We start from the raw sequence: 18,929 nt of genomic DNA, 5'->3' as shown, positions 1-18,929 counted from the left end.
TCTTTCCTGGAGTGGGTGACGCTGGGAAGGGGGATCTATTGCGCGTGGATAGCGGTGCATCGTCGACAGGTTCGTGATTTCAACCATGCTTTACCGTCAGGGCAATTTTTGGATGGACGCAGTATCAAGCGCAAATGTTTCAGGCGTATGAAGGCTGTGTGACCGTTTTGTCACGATGAACGCACGCTTGACGCTGAAACCGCCGTTGCGCCGATGCGACAAGTGCTTGAATTGATATCGCTACCGCCGGACGGCGCTGCCGAAAAACCTCGGATAGCAATTCGGCAATTCCCCGGCAAGCCAATCAACACGGGCCTCAGCGCCGGATTGGCGGAGGTGCGGAAGGGACGGCGGATTCCATACCTGAGATACCGGATCACAGGATTTTTTGTCGTCTTATATAAGCAGCTGCTTATGTATAGGATTCACTCTCCCGGCTCGGCGGCCGCATGCCGGCCGGCACGCGGAGTGCTCCAGGCGGCGTCCGGAGGTCTCTCCTTCCTGCTCAGTTAATTCACTTAAAACAATTAAAAGAAGTTATCCATGACACCTACAATCATGCCGATCAATATCGGCAATACGGCATTCATGCTGCTCTGTTCCAGCCTGGTGATGCTGATGACGCCCGGGCTGGCGTTCTTCTATGGCGGCCTGGTGGGACGCAAGAACGTGCTGGCGATCATGATGCAGAGTTTCATCTCGCTCGGCTGGACCACAGTGCTGTGGTTCGCCTTCGGCTACTCGATGTGCTTCGGCCCGTCGTGGCACGGCATCATCGGCGACCCGACCTACTACGCCTTCCTGCATGGCATCACGCTCTCCAGCATGTACACCGGCAACGATGCCGGCATACCGCTCATCGTCCACGTCGCCTACCAGATGATGTTCGCGATCATCACGCCGGCGCTGATCACCGGCGCCTTCGCCAACCGCGTCACCTTCAAGGCCTATTTCCTGTTCCTGACCGGCTGGCTGGTGTTTGTCTACTTCCCGTTCGTGCACATGGTGTGGAGTCCCGACGGCTTGTTCGCGAAATGGGGCGTGCTCGACTATGCCGGCGGCATCGTGGTGCATAACACCGCCGGCTTCGCCGCCCTGGCTTCGGTGCTGTATGTCGGCCGCCGCCAGAAGGTCGAGCTGAAACCGCACAATGTACCGCTGATCGCGCTCGGTTCCGGCTTGCTGTGGTTCGGCTGGTACGGCTTCAATGCCGGTTCGGAATTCCGCGTCGATGCCGTCACCGCGTCGGCCTTCCTGAATACCGACGTCGCCGCCTCGTTCGGCGCCATCACCTGGCTGTTCATCGAATGGTTCTATCACAAGAAGCCGAAATTCATCGGCTTGCTGACCGGCGGCGTCGCCGGGCTGGCGACGATCACGCCGGCCGCCGGCTACGTCTCGCTTGGCACGGCCGCCATCATCGGCATCTGCGCCGGCCTGATCTGCTTCTACGCGGTGGCGCTGAAGAACCGGCTGGGCTGGGACGATGCGCTCGACGTCTGGGGCGTGCACGGTGTCGGCGGCATGGCCGGCACCATCCTGCTTGGCGTGTTTGCGTCCAAGGCATGGAACGCCAATGGCGCCGACGGTTTGTTGCTGGGCAATACGTCGTTCTTCCTGGCGCAGTGCGGCGCGGTGATCGTTTCCGGCATCTGGGCCTTTGCCTTCACCTACGGCATGCTGTGGCTTATCAACCTGTTCACGCCGGTCAAGGTCGGCGCCGCAACGCAGGACCGCATGGATGAAGACCTGCACGGCGAGGACGCCTACCTGCACGCCTGAGTTACGGCGCTTCCAATGCAAAAAGCGGCATCCAGGGTTTCCCGGATGCCGCTTTTTCTTGTGGCGCGATGCTTGCCGATATCTGCTTGCGCGCTGCTATATGCCGGTCTCCAGCGCGATCAGTTCAGCCACCGTCTGGCGGCGCCGGATCAGCCGATGCCCGCCCTGCTCCATCAATACTTCCGCCAGCAACGGCCGGCTATTGTAGTTGGACGACATGGAAGCGCCGTAGGCGCCGGTGTCGTGGAACACCAGATAGTCGCCCACCTGCGCTTGCGGCAGCAGGCGCGGCGCCACGATGCCGCCGTCATGCTGGGTAAACACGTCGCCGGATTCGCACAGCGGACCGGCGACAACCGTCGGCCGCTGCGCCGCCGCGCCCGCTTCGGCGGACTGATGCAGCACCGAGATGGCATGGTAGCTGCCGTACATCGCAGGCCGCATCAGATCGTTGAAGCCGGCATCGGCCAGTACGAAATGATTGTTGCCGCTATCCTTGACCGCGCGCACTTCGGACAGCAGCGCGCCGGCTTCCGCGACCAGGAAGCGGCCTGGCTCGATTTCAAGCCGGACCGGATGTCCCAGGTGCGCCTCGATTTCCTTGCGCGCGGCATCCCAGATGGCGAAGTAATGATCGCCATCGATCTGCTGGTCGCCTTCCTTATACGGAATGGACAGGCCGCCTCCGGCGGAGATGGCCTCGAGCTCGCAGCCCAGCCGCTTGACGGTGTCGACCATGGCGCCGCATACCTGCTTCAAGTGGTTGTAATCGACGCCGGAGCCGATGTGCATGTGCAACCCGACAAGTTGCAGACCGTATTGCCGGATCACCTGCAAGGCGCGCTCCAGGTCGGTGTGCCAGATGCCGTGCTTGCTGTTTTCGCCGCCGGTGTTGGTTTTGGCGCTATGACCGTGGCCGAAGCCCGGATTGATGCGCAGCCAGACCCGGTGGCCAGGCTTGACGGCGCCGATCTGTTCCAGCATGTCGATCGAACCGGCATTGACCTCGATATCGCTTTGCGTCACGCGCGCCAGGGTGGCCTGATCCAGCAGGTCGGCGGTAAATACCAGTCCCGCAGGCGATCCTTGCGGACTGTAGCCGGCTTGCAAGGCGCGCTCGATCTCTCCCAATGAAACTGCATCGACCATCACGCCCTGCTCGCGCATCAGTTTCAGGATGTGGATATTCGAACAAGCTTTCTGGGCGAAGCGGATGACGTCGAAGGCCTTGAGCTGTCCGATCCGCTCGACGATGGTGGCGGCGTCGTAGATCCAGAGCGGCGTGCCGTAGTGGCGGGCGAGCTCAGGAAACGTATCAAGCAGGGCGGTATTCATGCAAATTCTCCAAGACAATTGTCGATATGGGACATATGATCCCTTAAATACCTCATTCAATAAAATATCAATTATTCTCATATCTATTCATATACGATATAGGATAGCCAATCCCAAGGCAGATAAAAATGTCCATCACACTCAGGCACATCGAAGTATTCCGCGCCGTCATGACGGCCGGCAGCGTCACCGGCGCCGCCGCATTGCTGCGCACCTCGCAGCCGACCGTGAGCCGCGAGCTGGCGCGTTTCGAATCGCTGGTGCGGATGAAACTGTTCGAGCGCGTACGCGGCCGCCTGCAGGCGACTACGCATGCCTTGGCGCTGTACGAAGAAGTGCGGCGCTCCTATGTGGGACTGGAGCGCATCGTCAGCATGGCAGGCTCGATACGGCAGTTCGAACATGGTCAGTTGTCCGTGATCTGCCTGCCGACCTTCGCCCAGACGTTGCTGCCGGCCGCATGCCGCCGTTTCCTCGACGACTACCCGACCGTGGGCCTGAGCATCACGCCGCAGGAATCGCCCTTGCTGGAAGAATGGCTGAGCGCACAGCGCCACGACATCGGCATCACGGAAACGCTCGCCGCGCCGGCCGCCACCAGGCAGTCGCTCTTGTTTTCGGGCGACATGGTCTGCGTGCTGCCGGACGGCCATCCATTGCTGGCCAGGCAAAAGCTGACGCCCAGGGATTTCTCGGGACAGCGCTTCATCAACCTGTCGGTGTTCGACACCTATCGGCAGCAGCTGGATGAAATTTTCGAACAGCATGGCGTCGAGCGCCTGATGGCGATTGAAACCGCCAGCGCGGCGTCGGTCTGCGCCATGGTGCGGCAAGGCCTGGGCATCGCCATTGTCAATCCCCTGACCGCCATGGATGAAGCCGGCAACGGTCTGCATATGCGCCGCTTCTCGCTATCGGTGCCGTTCCATGTCAGCCTGGTGCGGCCGCAGCATCGGCCGGCATCGGTGCTGGCGGATGCTTTTGCAAGTGTCTTGCACAAGCACTGCCTGTTCCTGATTGCATCACTCAAGACGGCATTGCGGAAATTAAGCTGAATCGCACTTTGTTTTCACCCAGTTAATGTTGTATAACTTTACCATTCTCGATATGCGGAGCCTCGCCGCTGATGGCTCGCGGCGCCCGCGTGGCGTAGCAGAGAAGAACAAAGAAGCCGGTAAAGGGCTTCATATCAAGATCAAAATATTTCAGGGAGAAATGCATGTTCTGTCCGCAATGCGCATCCGCCAACGATGCTGCCGCTAAATTCTGCTCAAGCTGCGGGACCTCCGTATCAACGCCGGCGCAAGCCGTCCCTGTCACAGGCACGGAGACGCAGGGATACTATGAGGCGCAAATCGGCCCCAAGAACCAGGACTATTATTTGTCTAGATTTTCCAGTTTCGACGATGCCGGCAAGAGCAGTCCGTCCTGGCATTGGCCGGCACTGTTCGTGCCCTTCTACTGGTTCTTGTACAGGAAGATGTGGCGCAACGCCCTTATCTATCTTGCCGCGCCCTACTTCGTTACTATCTTCCTGCTGGTGACCGGCGCCGCCAGCGGCAAGTCCGACGGCATGTTCCTGGGCATAGGTTTCATCGTGCTCGCCTTGGCTTGCAGGCTGATCCCGGCCATCTTTGCAAACGCTTTGTACTATGCGCATTGCAAGAAAAAAATTGCCCAAATCAAGGCAACAAGGCATAGCGTAGAGCGGCAGCTTGGCGAACTCTCCGGCAAGGGCGGCACCAGCGGTGTCTTTCTGTTTGTCCTGCTGATCGGGATTTTCATCGCCGTCGTTGGCATTCTGGCGGCGATCGCGATTCCGGCCTATCAAGACTATACGACCCGTGCCCGCGTCGCCGCAGCAACTGAGTTCGGGCTGAAAGTGACGCAGTCAGTTTCCAACTACTATATCGAGCACAAGCAGATTCCGACAGATCTGGCGCAAGCAGGTTTTGTCGACGCCTTGCCGCGATCTGTGAAGGAAATCAATATCAACGGCAGCAATGGAGTCATTTCAGTCGTCATGGCGATCGTACCGATTGCAGGCAAGACGCTAAGCCTGGTGCCGTCGCTTGACGCCGGCAATCACATCACCTGGCGCTGCATGAGCCTGAGCATCAATGACAAATATCTGCCGAGTCAGTGCAAGCAGCAAAAATAGCGTTTACCGCGGCGCCAGAAAACCATGAGCTCTGTGATTTTTACTAATCGTTGATACCATGAAAATTTCATTGCTGTCAGACCTGCACCTGTCCGTCCATCCCATGGCGCCGCCGCAGACCGGCGCCGACGTGGTGGTGCTGGCCGGCGACATCTGGAGGCCTGCGGAGGCCATCGAGTGGGCCAGGCAGTTCACCGTGCCTACGCTTTTCGTGGCCGGCAATCATGAATTCTATGGGCGCGACCTGGAAGGCGCCGTGGCTGAATTGCGGGTTGCGGCTGAAGGCAGTAATGTGCACGTGCTGCACAAGCAAAGCATCGCTCTGGACGGCATACGCTTCCTGGGTTGTACCTTATGGACCGATTTCAGGTTCTTCAAGAGCGAAGAACAGCGTCAGCTCGGCCTGCAGCAGGCAGTGGAACTGGTCAGGGATTTTTCACGGATACGGATAAGCCCCGGCTCTTCTCAGCTCTTTACGCCGGCGCACTCGCAATTGCTGTTCGACGACAGCGTAGCCTGGCTGGAACAGCAGTTTGCGCAGCCGTACGATGGCCCCACCGTGGTCATCAGCCATCACGCGCCGAGCGCGCAAAGCGTGCATCCGAGATTTGCAGGTTCGCCGCTGAATGCCTGCTTTATTTCTGAACTGGAAGACCGCATCCTGCAATGGCAGCCGGCGCTCTGGCTGCACGGCCATCTGCACGACAGCTTCGACTATCGCATAGGCGCAACCCGGGTGGTCTGCAATCCGCGCGGCTATGCGCGCGCGGGCAAACAGGAAAACCCGCTGTTCGATCCTTGCCTGTCGATCACTGTCTGAGCACGCGCCGCCTATTGACAGATCGCCACGAAGTACCCCTGCCACAATTGCCAGTAGCTAAATTTGCCCATACCAGTAGAGTCGATGACAGCCGGGTGCGGCACTTTCTCGGCCATTCAATCAACCTACTTTTGGAGCATAAAATGGCAGATGTTCTTCGATATGGCGACAAGGTGCACCTCCTGAACGGCTACGCCAACTGGGATGGCGGTTATCTGGACAGCTACGGTCATGCCGACCTTCCAGGCGCCAAATACGGCGTGCTCACGTCCATTTCGCCGAATCGCGGCGAAGGCACCGGCACATGGCGGATCGAATCGGCGGAGGGAAAAGCAATCGGCAGCGAAGTCCTCAGCTGCGACTCTATCTACCTGTTCAATCTTTACCTCGGCGATGGCGGTTATCTCGGCACCTACGGCCATGCCGCGACCCCCGAGCAATACGGCGTGGTCACCGCCAACAAGGCGGACCGTCCCGACGACGTGCTGACCTGGCGCGTATTTGCCGACTCTACCGACTCGTATGACGGCAAGGTCAGAGTGGGCGACGTGGTGCATTTCCTTAATGACTACAACCGCACCCATGGCGGCTTTCTCGACACCTGCAACAATGCCGGAAAACCCGACACCAAATACGGCGTTTTCACCTCGCGCCTGTTGAACCGCGGCCTGAGCAGCGGCCCCACAGCGGCCACCGGCGCCTGGAAATTCTCCAAGGCCTAGGCTTGATTTGCCGGCGCCCGGCAACCTGACGATGGCAAGGCGCGTCAGCCGCTTGATCTGTTGCTGACACAAGCAGGCGTAAACAGCCCGGATGGTGATGCCATCGGCTCATCATTCCGGTTGTCCGTGCGAACGTCACTGCTGATTTTTTGTGCGACTTCAATCACTATCTTGCCGAAATGCCTTATCTGCTCCACATGGCAATAAGCTTCATATGCTTGCTGGAAAGGGAAAGCGCGCTCCACCACTATATCTGTTTGCAATAAAAGCAATATTCTGCAAAGATGACTTATTGGCAATTCAATAGTCATTTTCAGAGGAGACAGAGACGCATGGCATCGAGAGCAATTATTCGGCAAGGCGACCCGACCTCCCACGGCGGCGTTGTACTGGAAGGCCACCCAACCTCAACCATCGACGGAATACCAATGTCTGGCGTGGGACACATGACTCACTGTCCCAAATGCAAGGGAATGTTTCCCATCATTGAAGGCGCCCCAATTTTTACAATCTTCGGTAGGCCAACTGCTGTAGAGGGCATGAAAACCGCCTGTGGCGCTTCTCTGATCGCCACTCAACACATCGACACAATCGATATTGGTCCCGGCGGTTCATCTAGCACCTCAGCGTCATCGTCGAATGGCGCTACCGCCGCGACAGCGAACGATCTTTCAAAAATCTTTGATGATAAATTTGTCCTGCGGGATTCCGACGGACAACCGCTAGCCGAGGTTGCTTATGCCATTGAGCGTGCAACTGGCGAGTTGGAACATGGTGAAACTGACGGTAACGGACATACTCACTTACTATCGTCCGTTGTGTCGGCAGAAAATATCAACGTTTATCTGGCAGGATAATATGCCACAACCAATAAACATCGTACGTGACGGGGTGAAGTATCGATGGGTCGCCACGAAGACGACTACACCAAAGACCGACGCAGATGCAAAGGAAATTCGTATAGAAACAGCAAGCGTGGAAGTGATTGTGAGTGACTCCAGAGTGATTAGCCCAGGTTCGCAGTTTGGTCATGTCGCCATCGTCGTGAACGATGTCGCTTATTCTCGCGCCCACGGCGGCTATGATTCAAAAAAATCATACTCGCAATATGTTCAAATTCAAGAAACATTCCGGGATTCGGCCGGCTATATACTGCGAGTATCACCGGACGAAAAGCAAGAAATTGAAAAGGAATTGAAGCGCCGTGTGTCCGTTACCAACCGTGATCCAGAGAGCCACGAATATAGCCTGCTGGATAACAGTTGCTCATCAAATATAGCGGACGTGCTTAATCTGGTGGGAATTGTCGCTTACGATCCAAGATGGTCAGCATTTGGCATGATTAGTCCTGAGGATATCGCAGTCGGCCTATCCCATTCCAAGCGCGTCAAAGAAAAGCGTTTTTATCCGAAGGATGGATCGTGAGATTTCTTTTAACAGTGGCGCTCGTAGCGGGTATTCTGATGACTGCATGTTCAAAGAAAACTGAATTATGGGTGGCGAAGAAAAGTACGTCTGTATATGCAACAGAGCATGACGCAGAAGATGATTTGCATAACAAAATTCAGTTCACGCTATCGGTAGGCGAGGTCTGCACTCCTATTCGAGAAGTGATGAAACAGGTTTATCTTCATACAGAAATTCAATGCAAAAGCGGCCGTGGCTGGGTGATTGACAAACAAAATTTTGACATAAAATCTGCAAACTGACCTTTGCACCGTGCTTACCGTAAATCGGCATAGACGACGCCCCTCTGCCATACTGCCCGGTATGCGGATCCGCACATGGCGGTTGGAACGATTGAGGTCGCCACGCCTATACCCAGAAATTTTCAAACAAGTTGACGCTTAACCATTTTGGTTCAAGCTGCAGCGGCCGCCGGCGAAAACCCCCGCCGCTTGAACCAGCTTACCGCCCCAGCACGCCGAACTGCCAGGCAAAGAAAACCAGCAGCCCGACCATGATGGTCAGCAGCTGGCGGCGGGTCGCGGCGCACACCAGCACCGCGGCACACGCCGCTATCAGCTGCGGATTGCGCCAGCTCAGTTCGATGCCCTGGCCGTGCGGCGCCAGCACCATCGGCACGATGATCGCCGTCAGCACCGTGACCGGAACGAAGGCCAGCGCCTCTTTCAGCCAGACCGGAAAGGCAGCGCGCTCGCCAAGCATGAAAATCGCCGCTTTGATAAAGGCCGTGATCAGCGCCATGCCGACGATCATCAATGTATACATCATGCCTTGCCCCTTGCCGCGCGGCTGCGCGCTTGCCAGTGCGAGATCCCCAGCCCAACGCCGACACCGGCCAGTATCGCCGCCAGCAGACCCAGCTTGTAGGGCAGGTCACGCAGGAACCAGGCGAACGCGCCGGCAGCGATCGCCGCCGCCAGTTGCGGAAAGCGGAACAGCTGCGGCACCACAATCGCGATGAAGGTCGCCACCATGGCGAAATCCAGGCCCAAGGTCTGCAATTGCGGAAATGCCTGACCGAACAGCAATCCGATCAGCGTCCACAACTGCCAGTTGCCATACATGGCCAGGCCCGAGCCGAGGAAGTACCAATGTCCCAGCGGGGTATGCCCGTGCTTGTGATAGTAGGCGTTGGCGACGGCGAAGGTTTCGTCGGTCAGCAAGAAGCCCAGCAGGCCGCGCCAGCGCGCCGGCAAATGACTGACGTACGGCAGCAAGGTCGCCGCATACAGCATGTGGCGCAGGTTGACGATGAAGGTCGCCATCCAGATCACCAGGATGCCTGTCTGCGCTGCAGCCAGGCCTACCGCGATGAACTGGCTGGAGCCGGCAAACACGCTCAGCGACATGAACTGGCCCTGCCATGACACCAGCGGACCGGCGGCTATCAGGGCGCCGAAAATCACGCCGAACGGCGCCGCGCCCACCAGCATGGGCAGGCTGTCGCGGGCGCCGGCGGCAAAACTTGAAGAAGGGGTGGGATGCGGCATGGACGATTCCTGTAAGATGTCCGCATCTTAATGTCATGCGCCACTTTGCGCTAGTATGTAATTGCTACGTGCCGGCTACGCGCGTCACATCATTCTCGGGGAGTTTTTTTGAAGATCATCGGCCTTATCGGCGGCATGAGCTGGGAATCCACCGTGCCCTACTACCAGCAAATCAATGAAACCGTCAAACAGCAGCTGGGCGGCTTGCATTCGGCGAAAATCATCCTCTACAGCGTCGATTTCCACGAGATCGAACGGCTGCAGCAAGATGGCGACTGGCGGACGGCGGGCGCCATGCTGGCTGATGCCGCGCGCGCCTTGGAAAGAGCCGGGGCGGATTTCCTGGTACTGTGCACCAACACCATGCACAAGGTCGCATCCGAGATCGAAACCGCTGTGGGCATTCCCTTGTTCCATATCTCCGATCCGACGGCGCAAGAAATCACGCAGGCCGGTTTTTCGAAAGTAGGTTTGCTTGGCACCCGTTTCACCATGGAGCAGGATTTTTACAAGGAGCGGCTGCATGCACGCCATGGCTTGCAGGTATTGATCCCGGCGCCGGCAGATCGCGAGGTGGTGCATCGGATCATTTATGAAGAGCTGTGCCTGGGCAAGGTATGCGAGGAATCGCGGGAGGAATATCGCCGTGTCATGGCGCAGCTGGTTGACCAAGGCGCACAGGCGATCATTCTCGGCTGCACTGAAATTTCGCTGCTGGTGGGAGCGCAGGATTCATCGGTGCGCCTGTTTGACACCACAGCCATTCACGCGCGCCAAGCCGCGATGCGGGCGCTTGCGGCGGCCTCCTGAACGCCATGGCCAGCCCGGTCATGCCTGGGCTGGCCGCAACGCATGACTACTGTGAAGCAGCATCCTTAGACATCGCCTTGTCGCGCCTGGCTTTTGCTTCTGCCTTCTGCTCTTTCATGTCGACTTTCGCTTCAGCTTTTTCCACCTTCATTTCCGTGTTTGCCAATTTCTTGCGCACCTTGTATTCCGCGTTGGCATCGCTGTCGGCCTGGCGCTTTTGCACCAGCGGGTCGGACGAAGCTGCCGGGTTGGTGCCGGGGACAGGCACCATCATGACTTGCCCGCTGTTAGTGCTGCCATCGCTGGCGGCCTGGGCTTGAGCGGCGCCGGCTGCCGCCAATGCCGAAGCGGCGAAGATGAGTGCTGAGATATTTTTCATGATAAGTCCTTTTAAGTGGGAATGACGAGGCGGATGCTCACGAATCGCTGTCGAAACAATCCCGATCCGCAAGTCGCTCATGTGTCATTCATGAATCAAATACGGATCGCAAAATCGGCTTTCCGTGTCAACACAGCTCAAGGTTAATGGCAATCAGAGATCGGTTTTGTGCGCTAAGCCGCTTAACGGAAGCATTTGAAAAATTGCAACGCAACCACGCTGCATAAGGCTTTGCAGGCGACGGAACGCGAGCGCACGGTAGTTTTACGAGGTCGAAACATGCGATTGCAACTTTACATCTGCACTTTTTTGAACAAGAATAAAAACGTCGGCAATTCACTTTTTTTATTTTTTGACGATGGCGGTCTTGACACGCCGCTGCTGTCGGATGGAGAAAACATGCAATTCAGACACACCCTGATGGTTACAGCACTTGCAATGATCGCGGTCGCCGGATGTAAAAAGGCCGATGACCAGAATGCGCCTGCCACGCAGCAAGCCGCACCTCCTGCCATGGCGCCGGCGCCAGCTCCTGCGCCGGCTCCGGCGCCCTCCACACCAGACGCCAGCACGCCTGCAGCCAGCAGCACCGGCAGCTAGGCAATCAGACAAGATGGCCGCCTGACAGGCGGCCATCGCCTCATTCGGCGTCGATGCAACATACCGGCCGGCAATCATTGTGCTTATGGCATGGCTGGACCGCACACCCGATCGGCAAGCCCTTACTGCATGCCCATGGGCGTGTCAGTGAAGTCCTACAACAGAAGAGGTGATCCGCCGATTCCTCGAAATCCATGCAGCTGCGACTATCAATGCACAGAAGTACCACCCCTCGAAGGAGACGGCGATGGCTTACGTATTGAACGGTTGCAGCAACAGCAGTGCGAAAAACACAGCAAACAAGAAGGCCGTGGTATTGGCCGCCATGCGTAGCGAAGGCAAGGGAAATTTCATCCGGCCCGGCACGCAAAACCTGACCTCGCTCCGCATTGCAGGACTGTACGGCCACAACCCGCTGCAAAACCATATCCTTGCATCCCTGCCAGGCGACGATTTCAAGCGCCTGCAGCCGCATCTCGAATTTGTCGCCATGCCGTTCGGCATGACTATCTGCGAAGCGGACAGCCAGATAAAGCATATCTATTTCCTCACCAGCAGCATTGTCTCTCTGCTGCATGACATGAAAGACGGCAGCTCTGCGGAAACAGCAGTCATCGGTAACGAAGGCGTGCTCGGCGTCACCCTGTTCATGGGCGGCGGCAAGAGCCTCAACCGGGCAACGGTGAAAAGCGCCGGCTACGGTTTTCGCCTCAAGGCCGGCATCCTGCTGGAGGAGTTTGCGCGCGGCGGCGCCCTGCAGCAACTGCTGCTGGGCTATACACAGGAATTGATTACGCAGATGTCGCAAACCGCCGTGTGCAACCGCCATCACAGCGTGCCGCAGCAACTGTGCCGCAGCCTGCTGCTGACGCTGGACCGCCTGCCGGACAATGAAATCAGCGTTACCCAAAGTTCGATTGCCGCCATGCTGGGCGTGCGCCGCGAATCGGTGGCGGAAGCGGCCGGCAAGCTGCAGGAAGAAGGCGTGATCCAATATGCACGCGGGCATCTGACGGTGCTGGACCGCAGCGGCCTGGAAGCCAGGACTTGCGAGTGCTATCACGATCTCAGGCATGAATGCCACGCCATGCCGGCTGAAAAAAAGGCATCGTGAAATAGTCGTACCCAACGGCAGCGGCTATGTATTTCTGCGCATGGCTGGCCGCGTGCCGGCCGCGCTTGCGGCATCTGATGAGCCGGCGTGAAGGAAGAGCAAATCGCGTCGAAACCGTGACCTCGCGCAACGGGTATGTCAGATTGAAAAAAGTCAGATTGAAAAAAAATCCAGCGACCCCGGCAGCCGGCTAGATTTTTTTATTGGCGGCCAGCGCCCGATTAATTTGCCGCGGGCTTTGCCGGCTCGCCGGCAACCGCAGCGCCATCCGGCGCAACATGCATGCCCAGCACCCTGGTCAGGAATCCCCAGCGGTCAGCCACCTCTTCGATCTGCTTCGAGGTCGGCTTGCCGGCGCCATGCCCGGCCTTGGTATCGATGCGTATCAGCACCGGCGCCGCGCCGGCCTGATCGGCCTGCTCGGTCGCCACAAACTTGAAGCTGTGCGCCGGCACCACGCGATCGTCGTGATCGGCAGTGGTCACCAAAGTGGCCGGATAGCAGGTTCCCGGCTTCAGGTTGTGCAAGGGCGAATAAGCATACAAGGCCTTGAATTCATCGGCATTGTCGGAAGAACCGTAGTCGGAAGTCCAGCCCCAGCCGATGGTGAATTTATGGAAGCGCAGCATGTCCATCACGCCGACTTGCGGAATCGCCGCCGCAAACAGATCCGGCCGCTGCACCATGGTGGCGCCGACCAGCAGGCCGCCATTGCTGCCGCCGCCGATCGCCAGCTTTTGCGGCGAGGTATATTTATTGGCGACCAGCCACTGCGCCGCGCCGATGAAGTCATCGAACACATTCTGCTTGTGCAGCTTGGTGCCGGCCTCATGCCAGGCTTTGCCGTATTCGCCGCCGCCGCGCAGGTTAGGCAAGGCGTAGACGCCGCCCATTTCCATCCAGGCCAGGTTGGCCACCGAGAACGCAGGCGTCAGTGAAATATTGAAGCCGCCGTAGCCGTACAGATAGGTCGGATTGCTGCCGTCCAGCTTGATGCCCTTTTTCGAGACGATGAACATCGGCACCCTGGTGCCATCCTTGCTGCTGTAGAACACCTGGCGTGTTTCGAAGGCGCTTGGATCGAAATCGACTTTCGGTTGCTTGTACAGGCTGCTCTTGCCGCTTGCCAGGTCGTAGCGATAGATGGCGGCCGGCGTGGTGAAGCCGGTAAACGAATAGAAGGTTTCCTTGTCGCTGCGCTTGCCGCCGAAGCCGCTGGCGGAGCCAATGCCAGGCAAGGCTACCTCGCGCACCAGCTTGCCGTCCAGCGTAAACACCTTGATCTGGCTGCGCGCGTCTTTCAGATAGTCGAGCACCAGGCGCTGGTCGACCACATTGGCACCCTGCAAGGTCTGCTCGGCTTCCGATACTACCACCTTCCACTTGGCGGCTTGCGGCTGGCGCGTATCGATTGCAATGACGCTGCCTTTTGGCGCATCCTTGTTCGAGTTGAAGTAGAACACCGGGCCATCGTTATCGATGAAATCGTAGGATGCATCGAAATCGTCCAGCAGCGGCTGCACGGCTGCGTTCTTCTTGCTCAGGTCTTTGTAGTAGACGCGGTTCTTCTGTTCGGTGCCTTGCGAAATGCTGACGATCAGGTACTTGCCGTCGTCGGTGACATGGCCGGCGAAGCCCCATTCTTTCTGGTCCGGGCGGTCGTAGACCAGGACATCGTCCGACTGCGGCGTGCCCATTTTATGGAAGTACAGTTTCTGGAAATAATTGACGTCGGCCAGCTTGGTCGCCTCTTTCGGCGCATCGTAACGACTGTAGAAAAATCCGGAGCTGTCGTGGGCCCAGGACGCGCCCGAGAATTTCACCCATTGCAAATGATCGGCGGTGTCCTTGCCGCTTTCGATGTCGCGCACTTTCCATTCGTTCCAGTCTGAACCGGAAGCCGCGGTGCCATAGGCCAAATACTTGCCGTCCGGGCTGACGGCGATGCCCGCCAGCGCCACCGTGCCGTCAGCCGCCAAGGTATTGGGATCGAGCAGCAGGCGCGGCTCATCGTCGATATGCTTGACCGTGTACAGCACCGCCTGGTTTTGCAGGCCGTCGTTACGGCTGTAGAAATAGCGGCCGCCTTCCTTGAACGGCACGCTGAAACGTTCATAGTTCCACAGCTTGGTGAGCCTGTCGCGGATCGCCGAACGCGCGGGAATCGTCTCCAGATAGCCCTGCGTCAGCTTGTTCTGCGCCTCGATCCAAGCCTTGGTGTCGTCGCCGTTGGCATTTTCCAGCCAGCGGTAGGGGTCGGCCACCTTGACGCCGTGGTAGTCGTCGGTCTGGTCGATTTTCTTGCTGGCCGGGTAACTCAGGGTCTGGCTGGCCGCAGGGCATTGCTGGGCGATGCTGGCGCCGCTGGCGAGGATGGCGGATAAGGCAAGTGCGTGTTTTAGATACATGGTTTGTCCGTTGTGATTTGGGGTGAAATCAGGTCTGCAAAGAGTCATGCTGTCATCAGGCGCCCACGGATAAGCGGGCGATGATTTTTTTGCGTTACGTCAACTTTTTTAAAAGCAACTATGCTATCTTGCAGTTCTAGTATGTAACATACTGTAGCGCGTGTCGATCCGTATTCAACGGACATCCATACCCAACTTTTAGAGACAAAAAAAACGTCATGAAAACTCTACTGATTTGCGCCTTTGCCCTGCCCTTGATTTCCGCCTGCGCTTCATCTTCCAGCGAGCCCGACGGCGCGTCTTACGTTCCGCAGGAAGCCGTCTACACGACGGGCAGCAATCTGCCGACCAAGCAAGCCAAATCATCGAGCGTGCAAACTTTGTCGCCTGAACAAGCCAGGGACATGGTGTTCCCGGTTGCGCCCCGTGGCCCTAATAATTAAGTGCCTGCTTTAAATAGTGGTCAGAAATAAAAAAAGAGCTGTTGCAAACCTTGCAAACAGCTCTTTTTTTGTATCGACATGCGGTGCGCTTAATTCACCGGATGATTTACCTGCATGATCCACAAGCGCGCCAGGTCGGCAACGCCGTCCGTCCCCTGGACAGTCTTGAAAGCCTGGATCGCCTTTTCCTTCTGCCCAGCAGCTTGGTAAGCAACGCCCAGATGCAATTTAGCGTCTTCGCTACGCTTCAGGCCGCTCTTTTTCAAACCGTCTTCCATCAGCGCCAGTCCCTTGTCGAACTGACCGGCAGTCACCAATGCATAGCCTAGATTGATCTGCCCTGTGCCTTCCTTCGAACTGGATACTGAAGCCTCGCTTTGCGCCATGGTTTTCAGGTCGTCGGCGGCAGCCTTGTTAGCCTGGTCGCGCAGACGCTTCTGTTTGGCGGCATCCGGACCGCTTCCCAGCAAACCGGCCTGGTAACCCTGGTCCATGACTTTCTTGGCTTCCGCAGGGAAACCGGCAAGCAGGGCCAGCTGAGCCATGTCGGTGAATTCAGTGCTGGTTTGCAGTTGGATAGTGGCCGCTTTCAGGCGATAAACGTCGAGCACCAGGCGGTCGGAGAAGCCCGGCTTGGACTGCACCTTGTTGAGCAAGTCAGCCCAGTATTCCTTCTTCGGATAATAGGTGTTCAGCTTCTCCAGGACGGCCAGATAAGCGACCTTGTCGTTACTCTTCAATGCGCAGCTGATCAACAGCTTCAGGTTGATTTCGCTCGGTGCTCGGCTCGCGGCTTCATCGGCGGCGATCACTGCCTGCAGCTCGCTGGTGGCGCGGGGAATGTCGTTACCCAGATAATAAGACTGGATCAGCAATGTATGCGTTGCCGGATCGTTGTCGCCCTCTTTCCGGGAACGCGACAGCCATTCAATCGCCTTCGGATAATTCTGTGCTTCGTAATACAGGTTGCCCAGCGCCTTGACGATCTTGGCTTGGTCAGCAGGGGCCAGGCGCCCCGAAGCAATCACGGCCTGGAATGACTTGGCAGCCAGATCGGCATCGCCTGCACTTGCCGCGGCAGCGCCGCGCATGCGGTCGATGGTATAGGTTTCATAGGCCGTCTTGTCGCCGACAGCGTCTGTTTCCGCTATTTTTGCCAGCGCTTCCTTGTACTTCTGCTCTTTCATCAAGGCCTGTGCAGCCTGCAGCGGCGTACCGATTTCCGGACGTACGGTCTCGGCTTTCGCCTTGTCTGCATCGTCGGCGGCATAGGCGCTTTGAGTAAGGCCTACAACAGGAAGCGTCGCATTGAGGCCGACCGCGGCCAGCAACACGAACATGGGAGCGAAGCGTAATTTGGACATAGCTATTCTTTCAATCGAAAACGAAAATAGGCAGGTTCCAGGGCGTGACCCTAAACCTGCCTATTGCCTGGTGCGAAAAACCAAACCTATTTGTTACTCCATGAACTGCTCGTTGCCGACGATGCCGATCTTGGTGACTCCCAAGCGCTGCGCCGACGCCATCACGGCAGCGACCGACTTGTACTCCACCAGCTTGTTCGGACGCAGATGCACTTCATCGATATTGCCGCCGGCGACCACCGTTTTCAGGCGGTCTTCCAGCTCTGCACGGCTGGCCATCGGCGTACCGTTCCACATCACCGTGCCGCTCGGATCGATATCCACCGTGTCGACCACTGGCAGAGCCAGCGGCGGCGGCGGATTACCGGTCGGCATGTTCAGCTTGATCGCATGATTCTGGATCGGAATCGTGATGATCAGCATGATGATCAGCACCAGCATGACGTCAATCAGCGGCGTCATGTTCATTTCCATCATCGGTTCCGGATCATTGGCGCTGCCGCCGGATGAGCCCACATTCATACCCATTTGATGCTCCTAATATTTGAGACTTCCTGCGCAGTCAGTTGGAGCAGAGTCACGCGGCCCCTTTCGGCGCCTCCTGAACTCTGTTCCGACAGATCAGTTGCGTGCAGGCGGTTCGGTAATGAACCCGATCTTGGCGATCCCTGCCCGCTGCGCAGTCAGGATCACCTTGCCGATGTATTCATACTTGGTTTGCTGATCGCCGCGGATATGCAGTTCCGGTTGTGGCACTTCCACCGCCACTTCCTTCAGTTTCGACAGCAAAGTCGCGGTATTCGGCACCAGTTGCTCGTTCCAGAACATGTCGCCTTGCTTATTCACCGCCAGGTTGATGTTCTCCGGCTTGGTCTTATAAGGTTCGTCGAATTCGTTCGGCAGCTTCACTGGAATCGTATGTGTCACCACCGGGATCGTGATCAGGAAGATGATCAGCAAGACCAGCATGACGTCGACCAGCGGCGTCGTGTTGATCGTGCCGATCACTTCGTCTTCATCCCCATCGGGGGAGCCGAGTGACATCGCCATGATTAGCCAACCTTTTTGTTGATGTGAGCAACCTGGCTAGCCGAGCTCGAAGACATCACGCCGCTCAGCAGGACTGAGTGCAGGTCGGCGCTGAACGAACGGATTTCTTCCATCGCGCTCTTGTTGCGGCGAACCAGCCAGTTGTAGCCCAGCACCGCAGGCACCGCCACTGCCAGACCGATCGCGGTCATGATCAGCGCTTCACCGACCGGACCGGCAACCTTGTCGATCGATGCCTGGCCGGCGATACCGATTGCTGTCAGCGCGTGGTAAATACCCCAGACGGTACCGAACAGACCGACGAACGGTGCGGTCGAACCGACGGTTGCCAGGAAAGCCAGGCCGTCTTGCAGGCGGCTCTGGACTTTTTCAACCGAACGCTGGATCGACATCGTCACCCAGGTGTTCAGGTCGATCTGTTCCAGCAAGGCGCCGTCGTGGTGCAGAGTCGATGTGCTGCCGTTTTGTGCGATGAAGCGGTAAGCGCTGTTTGGCTTGAGGCCGGCGATGCCAGCTTCAACCGTTGCGGCTTTCCAGAAAGTCTTCTTGGCGTTTTGCGCCTGGCCCATCAGTTTCACTTGTTCGATCAGCTTGGTGATGATGATGTACCAGCTGCCCATCGACATCAGCACCAGGATGATCAGGGTGCCGCGGGCAACGAAGTCGCCGCCTTTCCACAGGGCGTCCAGGCCGTATGGATTGTCGACGGTTTCCTTGGCTGCAGGAGCCGGCGGCGGGGTTGGGGTGTCGGCCAGCGACGCTGCTGCGGTATCGGCAGCTTTAGGCGCGTCGGCTGCAGCCGGTGCGGAAGCGGTAGCCGAAGCAGATGCTGCGGCTGGTGTCTGGGCGATTGCGGCCAGCGGCGAGATCGTCACAGCGGAGATCATCAGAGCGGCAGCCAGGGCGGATAAGCGATTACGAGTGATAGACATACTAATACTCCAAATTTGATAAATTAGATTGCTAGGATAACGGACAAAGTAG

Annotated in this window: 22 protein-coding genes; 12 read left to right on the top strand and 10 right to left on the bottom strand. The window is 57.6% G+C overall.

All coding sequences use genetic code 11. The annotated features are described in order from the left end of the window. The first annotated feature begins 543 nt into the window (after nucleotides 1-543). Nucleotides 544-1,782 (top strand): ammonium transporter, encoded by a 1,239-nt coding sequence (locus KHU30_RS19075; protein WP_211444189.1) that lies wholly within the window; start codon nucleotides 544-546, stop codon nucleotides 1,780-1,782. 96 nt (nucleotides 1,783-1,878) lie between these two features. Here the strand turns inward: KHU30_RS19075 and lysA are convergent, their stop codons facing one another. Continuing rightward, nucleotides 1,879-3,117, bottom strand: a complete 1,239-nt coding sequence (gene lysA / locus KHU30_RS19070) for a diaminopimelate decarboxylase (protein ID WP_211444188.1) — start codon at nucleotides 3,115-3,117, stop codon at nucleotides 1,879-1,881. 128 nt (nucleotides 3,118-3,245) lie between these two features. Between lysA and KHU30_RS19065 the strand changes: the two genes are divergently transcribed. From KHU30_RS19065 to KHU30_RS19050, 4 genes are all read left to right on the top strand, one after another. Then, nucleotides 3,246-4,172 (top strand): LysR family transcriptional regulator, encoded by a 927-nt coding sequence (locus KHU30_RS19065; protein ID WP_211444187.1) that lies wholly within the window; start codon nucleotides 3,246-3,248, stop codon nucleotides 4,170-4,172. A 326-nt stretch (nucleotides 4,173-4,498) separates the two neighbouring features. Next, nucleotides 4,499-5,278 (top strand): pilin, encoded by a 780-nt coding sequence (locus KHU30_RS19060; protein ID WP_211444186.1) that lies wholly within the window; start codon nucleotides 4,499-4,501, stop codon nucleotides 5,276-5,278. Between the two features lie 58 nt (nucleotides 5,279-5,336). Next, nucleotides 5,337-6,098 (top strand): metallophosphoesterase family protein, encoded by a 762-nt coding sequence (locus KHU30_RS19055; RefSeq protein WP_211444185.1) that lies wholly within the window; start codon nucleotides 5,337-5,339, stop codon nucleotides 6,096-6,098. A gap of 143 nt (nucleotides 6,099-6,241) precedes the next feature. Next, nucleotides 6,242-6,820 carry a hypothetical protein gene (locus KHU30_RS19050; RefSeq protein ID WP_211444184.1) on the top strand — a complete coding sequence of 193 codons (579 nt, stop codon included), beginning with the start codon at nucleotides 6,242-6,244 and terminating at the stop codon, nucleotides 6,818-6,820. A gap of 44 nt (nucleotides 6,821-6,864) precedes the next feature. On the opposite strand, the gene KHU30_RS19045 is transcribed toward KHU30_RS19050, so the two are convergent. Next, on the bottom strand, nucleotides 6,865-7,131 hold the full coding sequence (locus KHU30_RS19045; RefSeq protein WP_211444183.1) for a hypothetical protein: 267 nt from the start codon (nucleotides 7,129-7,131) through the stop codon (nucleotides 6,865-6,867). A gap of 21 nt (nucleotides 7,132-7,152) precedes the next feature. Here KHU30_RS19045 and KHU30_RS19040 point away from each other — a divergent pair, with 21 nt between their 5' ends. From KHU30_RS19040 to KHU30_RS19030, 3 genes are read left to right on the top strand one after another with little or no spacing between them, the layout of a single operon-like run. Beyond that, nucleotides 7,153-7,677: a PAAR domain-containing protein gene (locus KHU30_RS19040; protein WP_211444182.1), complete on the top strand. Its 525-nt coding sequence runs from the start codon at nucleotides 7,153-7,155 to the stop codon at nucleotides 7,675-7,677. A 1-nt stretch (nucleotide 7,678) separates the two neighbouring features. Continuing rightward, on the top strand, nucleotides 7,679-8,245 hold the full coding sequence (locus KHU30_RS19035) for a hypothetical protein (RefSeq protein ID WP_211444181.1): 567 nt from the start codon (nucleotides 7,679-7,681) through the stop codon (nucleotides 8,243-8,245). Next, nucleotides 8,242-8,529, top strand: coding sequence for a hypothetical protein (locus KHU30_RS19030; RefSeq protein ID WP_211444180.1), 288 nt, complete (start codon nucleotides 8,242-8,244; stop codon nucleotides 8,527-8,529). Before KHU30_RS19035 ends, KHU30_RS19030 begins: the two co-directional genes overlap by 4 nt. A 199-nt stretch (nucleotides 8,530-8,728) precedes the next feature. Here KHU30_RS19030 and KHU30_RS19025 read toward each other — a convergent pair whose 3' ends face one another. Both KHU30_RS19025 and KHU30_RS19020 read right to left on the bottom strand, forming a co-directional pair. After that, nucleotides 8,729-9,055, bottom strand: coding sequence for an AzlD domain-containing protein (locus tag KHU30_RS19025; RefSeq protein ID WP_211444179.1), 327 nt, complete (start codon nucleotides 9,053-9,055; stop codon nucleotides 8,729-8,731). Continuing rightward, nucleotides 9,052-9,777, bottom strand: a complete 726-nt coding sequence (locus tag KHU30_RS19020) for an AzlC family ABC transporter permease (RefSeq protein ID WP_211444178.1) — start codon at nucleotides 9,775-9,777, stop codon at nucleotides 9,052-9,054. The genes KHU30_RS19025 and KHU30_RS19020 overlap by 4 nt, the downstream gene beginning before the upstream one ends. Before the next feature lie 108 nt (nucleotides 9,778-9,885). Between KHU30_RS19020 and KHU30_RS19015 the strand changes: the two genes are divergently transcribed. Continuing rightward, nucleotides 9,886-10,587 (top strand): aspartate/glutamate racemase family protein, encoded by a 702-nt coding sequence (locus tag KHU30_RS19015; RefSeq protein WP_211444177.1) that lies wholly within the window; start codon nucleotides 9,886-9,888, stop codon nucleotides 10,585-10,587. A 46-nt stretch (nucleotides 10,588-10,633) separates the two neighbouring features. On the opposite strand, the gene KHU30_RS19010 is transcribed toward KHU30_RS19015, so the two are convergent. Continuing rightward, entirely contained in the window at nucleotides 10,634-11,047 is a 414-nt protein-coding gene (locus KHU30_RS19010; RefSeq protein ID WP_211444176.1) for a hypothetical protein, read from the bottom strand. Nucleotides 11,048-11,365: 318 nt separating this feature from the next. On the opposite strand from KHU30_RS19010, the gene KHU30_RS19005 reads away from it, so the two are divergent. Continuing rightward, nucleotides 11,366-11,566, top strand: coding sequence for a hypothetical protein (locus KHU30_RS19005; RefSeq protein WP_211444175.1), 201 nt, complete (start codon nucleotides 11,366-11,368; stop codon nucleotides 11,564-11,566). A 247-nt stretch (nucleotides 11,567-11,813) separates the two neighbouring features. Beyond that, nucleotides 11,814-12,680: a Crp/Fnr family transcriptional regulator gene (locus KHU30_RS19000; protein ID WP_211444174.1), complete on the top strand. Its 867-nt coding sequence runs from the start codon at nucleotides 11,814-11,816 to the stop codon at nucleotides 12,678-12,680. A 221-nt stretch (nucleotides 12,681-12,901) separates the two neighbouring features. On the opposite strand, the gene KHU30_RS18995 is transcribed toward KHU30_RS19000, so the two are convergent. Further along, nucleotides 12,902-15,088 carry a prolyl oligopeptidase family serine peptidase gene (locus tag KHU30_RS18995; protein ID WP_211444173.1) on the bottom strand — a complete coding sequence of 729 codons (2,187 nt, stop codon included), beginning with the start codon at nucleotides 15,086-15,088 and terminating at the stop codon, nucleotides 12,902-12,904. A gap of 218 nt (nucleotides 15,089-15,306) precedes the next feature. Between KHU30_RS18995 and KHU30_RS18990 the strand changes: the two genes are divergently transcribed. Further along, the gene (locus tag KHU30_RS18990; protein WP_211444172.1) at nucleotides 15,307-15,531 is read left to right on the top strand and encodes a hypothetical protein; all 225 of its coding nucleotides are present in this window, start codon (nucleotides 15,307-15,309) and stop codon (nucleotides 15,529-15,531) included. An 89-nt stretch (nucleotides 15,532-15,620) separates the two neighbouring features. Here the strand turns inward: KHU30_RS18990 and KHU30_RS18985 are convergent, their stop codons facing one another. The 4 genes from KHU30_RS18985 to KHU30_RS18970 all read right to left on the bottom strand — a co-directional run bounded on the left by KHU30_RS18985 (nucleotide 15,621) and on the right by KHU30_RS18970 (nucleotide 18,877). Continuing rightward, a complete protein-coding gene (locus KHU30_RS18985) occupies nucleotides 15,621-16,895 on the bottom strand; it encodes a tetratricopeptide repeat protein (RefSeq protein WP_211444171.1) in 1,275 nt (424 codons plus the stop codon). Nucleotides 16,896-16,988: 93 nt separating this feature from the next. After that, a complete protein-coding gene (locus KHU30_RS18980; protein ID WP_211444170.1) occupies nucleotides 16,989-17,423 on the bottom strand; it encodes an ExbD/TolR family protein in 435 nt (144 codons plus the stop codon). A 93-nt stretch (nucleotides 17,424-17,516) separates the two neighbouring features. Next, on the bottom strand, nucleotides 17,517-17,945 hold the full coding sequence (locus tag KHU30_RS18975; protein WP_098495917.1) for an ExbD/TolR family protein: 429 nt from the start codon (nucleotides 17,943-17,945) through the stop codon (nucleotides 17,517-17,519). A gap of 2 nt (nucleotides 17,946-17,947) precedes the next feature. Further along, nucleotides 17,948-18,877 (bottom strand): MotA/TolQ/ExbB proton channel family protein, encoded by a 930-nt coding sequence (locus tag KHU30_RS18970; protein WP_211444169.1) that lies wholly within the window; start codon nucleotides 18,875-18,877, stop codon nucleotides 17,948-17,950. Nucleotides 18,878-18,929: the final 52 nt, after the last annotated feature.

It is taken from the genome of Collimonas humicola (assembly GCF_018304945.1).
GTDB classification, from domain to species: domain Bacteria; phylum Pseudomonadota; class Gammaproteobacteria; order Burkholderiales; family Burkholderiaceae_D; genus Collimonas; species Collimonas humicola.
This window is presented reverse-complemented; position numbering and strand designations above follow the sequence as displayed.

Bases quoted from the DNA above. Each gene is read 5' to 3' on its own strand.
- KHU30_RS19075 (WP_211444189.1), top strand. From the start codon at position 544: ATGACACCTACAATCATGCCGATCAATATCGGCAATACGGCATTCATG.
- lysA (WP_211444188.1), bottom strand. From the start codon at position 3,117: ATGAATACCGCCCTGCTTGATACGTTTCCTGAGCTCGCCCGCCACTAC.
- KHU30_RS19065 (WP_211444187.1), top strand. From the start codon at position 3,246: ATGTCCATCACACTCAGGCACATCGAAGTATTCCGCGCCGTCATGACG.
- KHU30_RS19055 (WP_211444185.1), top strand. From the start codon at position 5,337: ATGAAAATTTCATTGCTGTCAGACCTGCACCTGTCCGTCCATCCCATG.
- KHU30_RS19050 (WP_211444184.1), top strand. From the start codon at position 6,242: ATGGCAGATGTTCTTCGATATGGCGACAAGGTGCACCTCCTGAACGGC.
- KHU30_RS19045 (WP_211444183.1), bottom strand. From the start codon at position 7,131: ATGACTATTGAATTGCCAATAAGTCATCTTTGCAGAATATTGCTTTTA.
- KHU30_RS19040 (WP_211444182.1), top strand. From the start codon at position 7,153: ATGGCATCGAGAGCAATTATTCGGCAAGGCGACCCGACCTCCCACGGC.
- KHU30_RS19035 (WP_211444181.1), top strand. From the start codon at position 7,679: ATGCCACAACCAATAAACATCGTACGTGACGGGGTGAAGTATCGATGG.
- KHU30_RS19025 (WP_211444179.1), bottom strand. From the start codon at position 9,055: ATGATGTATACATTGATGATCGTCGGCATGGCGCTGATCACGGCCTTT.
- KHU30_RS19020 (WP_211444178.1), bottom strand. From the start codon at position 9,777: ATGCCGCATCCCACCCCTTCTTCAAGTTTTGCCGCCGGCGCCCGCGAC.
- KHU30_RS19010 (WP_211444176.1), bottom strand. From the start codon at position 11,047: ATGAGCGACTTGCGGATCGGGATTGTTTCGACAGCGATTCGTGAGCAT.
- KHU30_RS19005 (WP_211444175.1), top strand. From the start codon at position 11,366: ATGCAATTCAGACACACCCTGATGGTTACAGCACTTGCAATGATCGCG.
- KHU30_RS19000 (WP_211444174.1), top strand. From the start codon at position 11,814: ATGGCTTACGTATTGAACGGTTGCAGCAACAGCAGTGCGAAAAACACA.
- KHU30_RS18995 (WP_211444173.1), bottom strand. From the start codon at position 15,088: ATGTATCTAAAACACGCACTTGCCTTATCCGCCATCCTCGCCAGCGGC.
- KHU30_RS18990 (WP_211444172.1), top strand. From the start codon at position 15,307: ATGAAAACTCTACTGATTTGCGCCTTTGCCCTGCCCTTGATTTCCGCC.
- KHU30_RS18985 (WP_211444171.1), bottom strand. From the start codon at position 16,895: ATGTCCAAATTACGCTTCGCTCCCATGTTCGTGTTGCTGGCCGCGGTC.
- KHU30_RS18980 (WP_211444170.1), bottom strand. From the start codon at position 17,423: ATGGGTATGAATGTGGGCTCATCCGGCGGCAGCGCCAATGATCCGGAA.
- KHU30_RS18975 (WP_098495917.1), bottom strand. From the start codon at position 17,945: ATGGCGATGTCACTCGGCTCCCCCGATGGGGATGAAGACGAAGTGATC.
- KHU30_RS18970 (WP_211444169.1), bottom strand. From the start codon at position 18,877: ATGTCTATCACTCGTAATCGCTTATCCGCCCTGGCTGCCGCTCTGATG.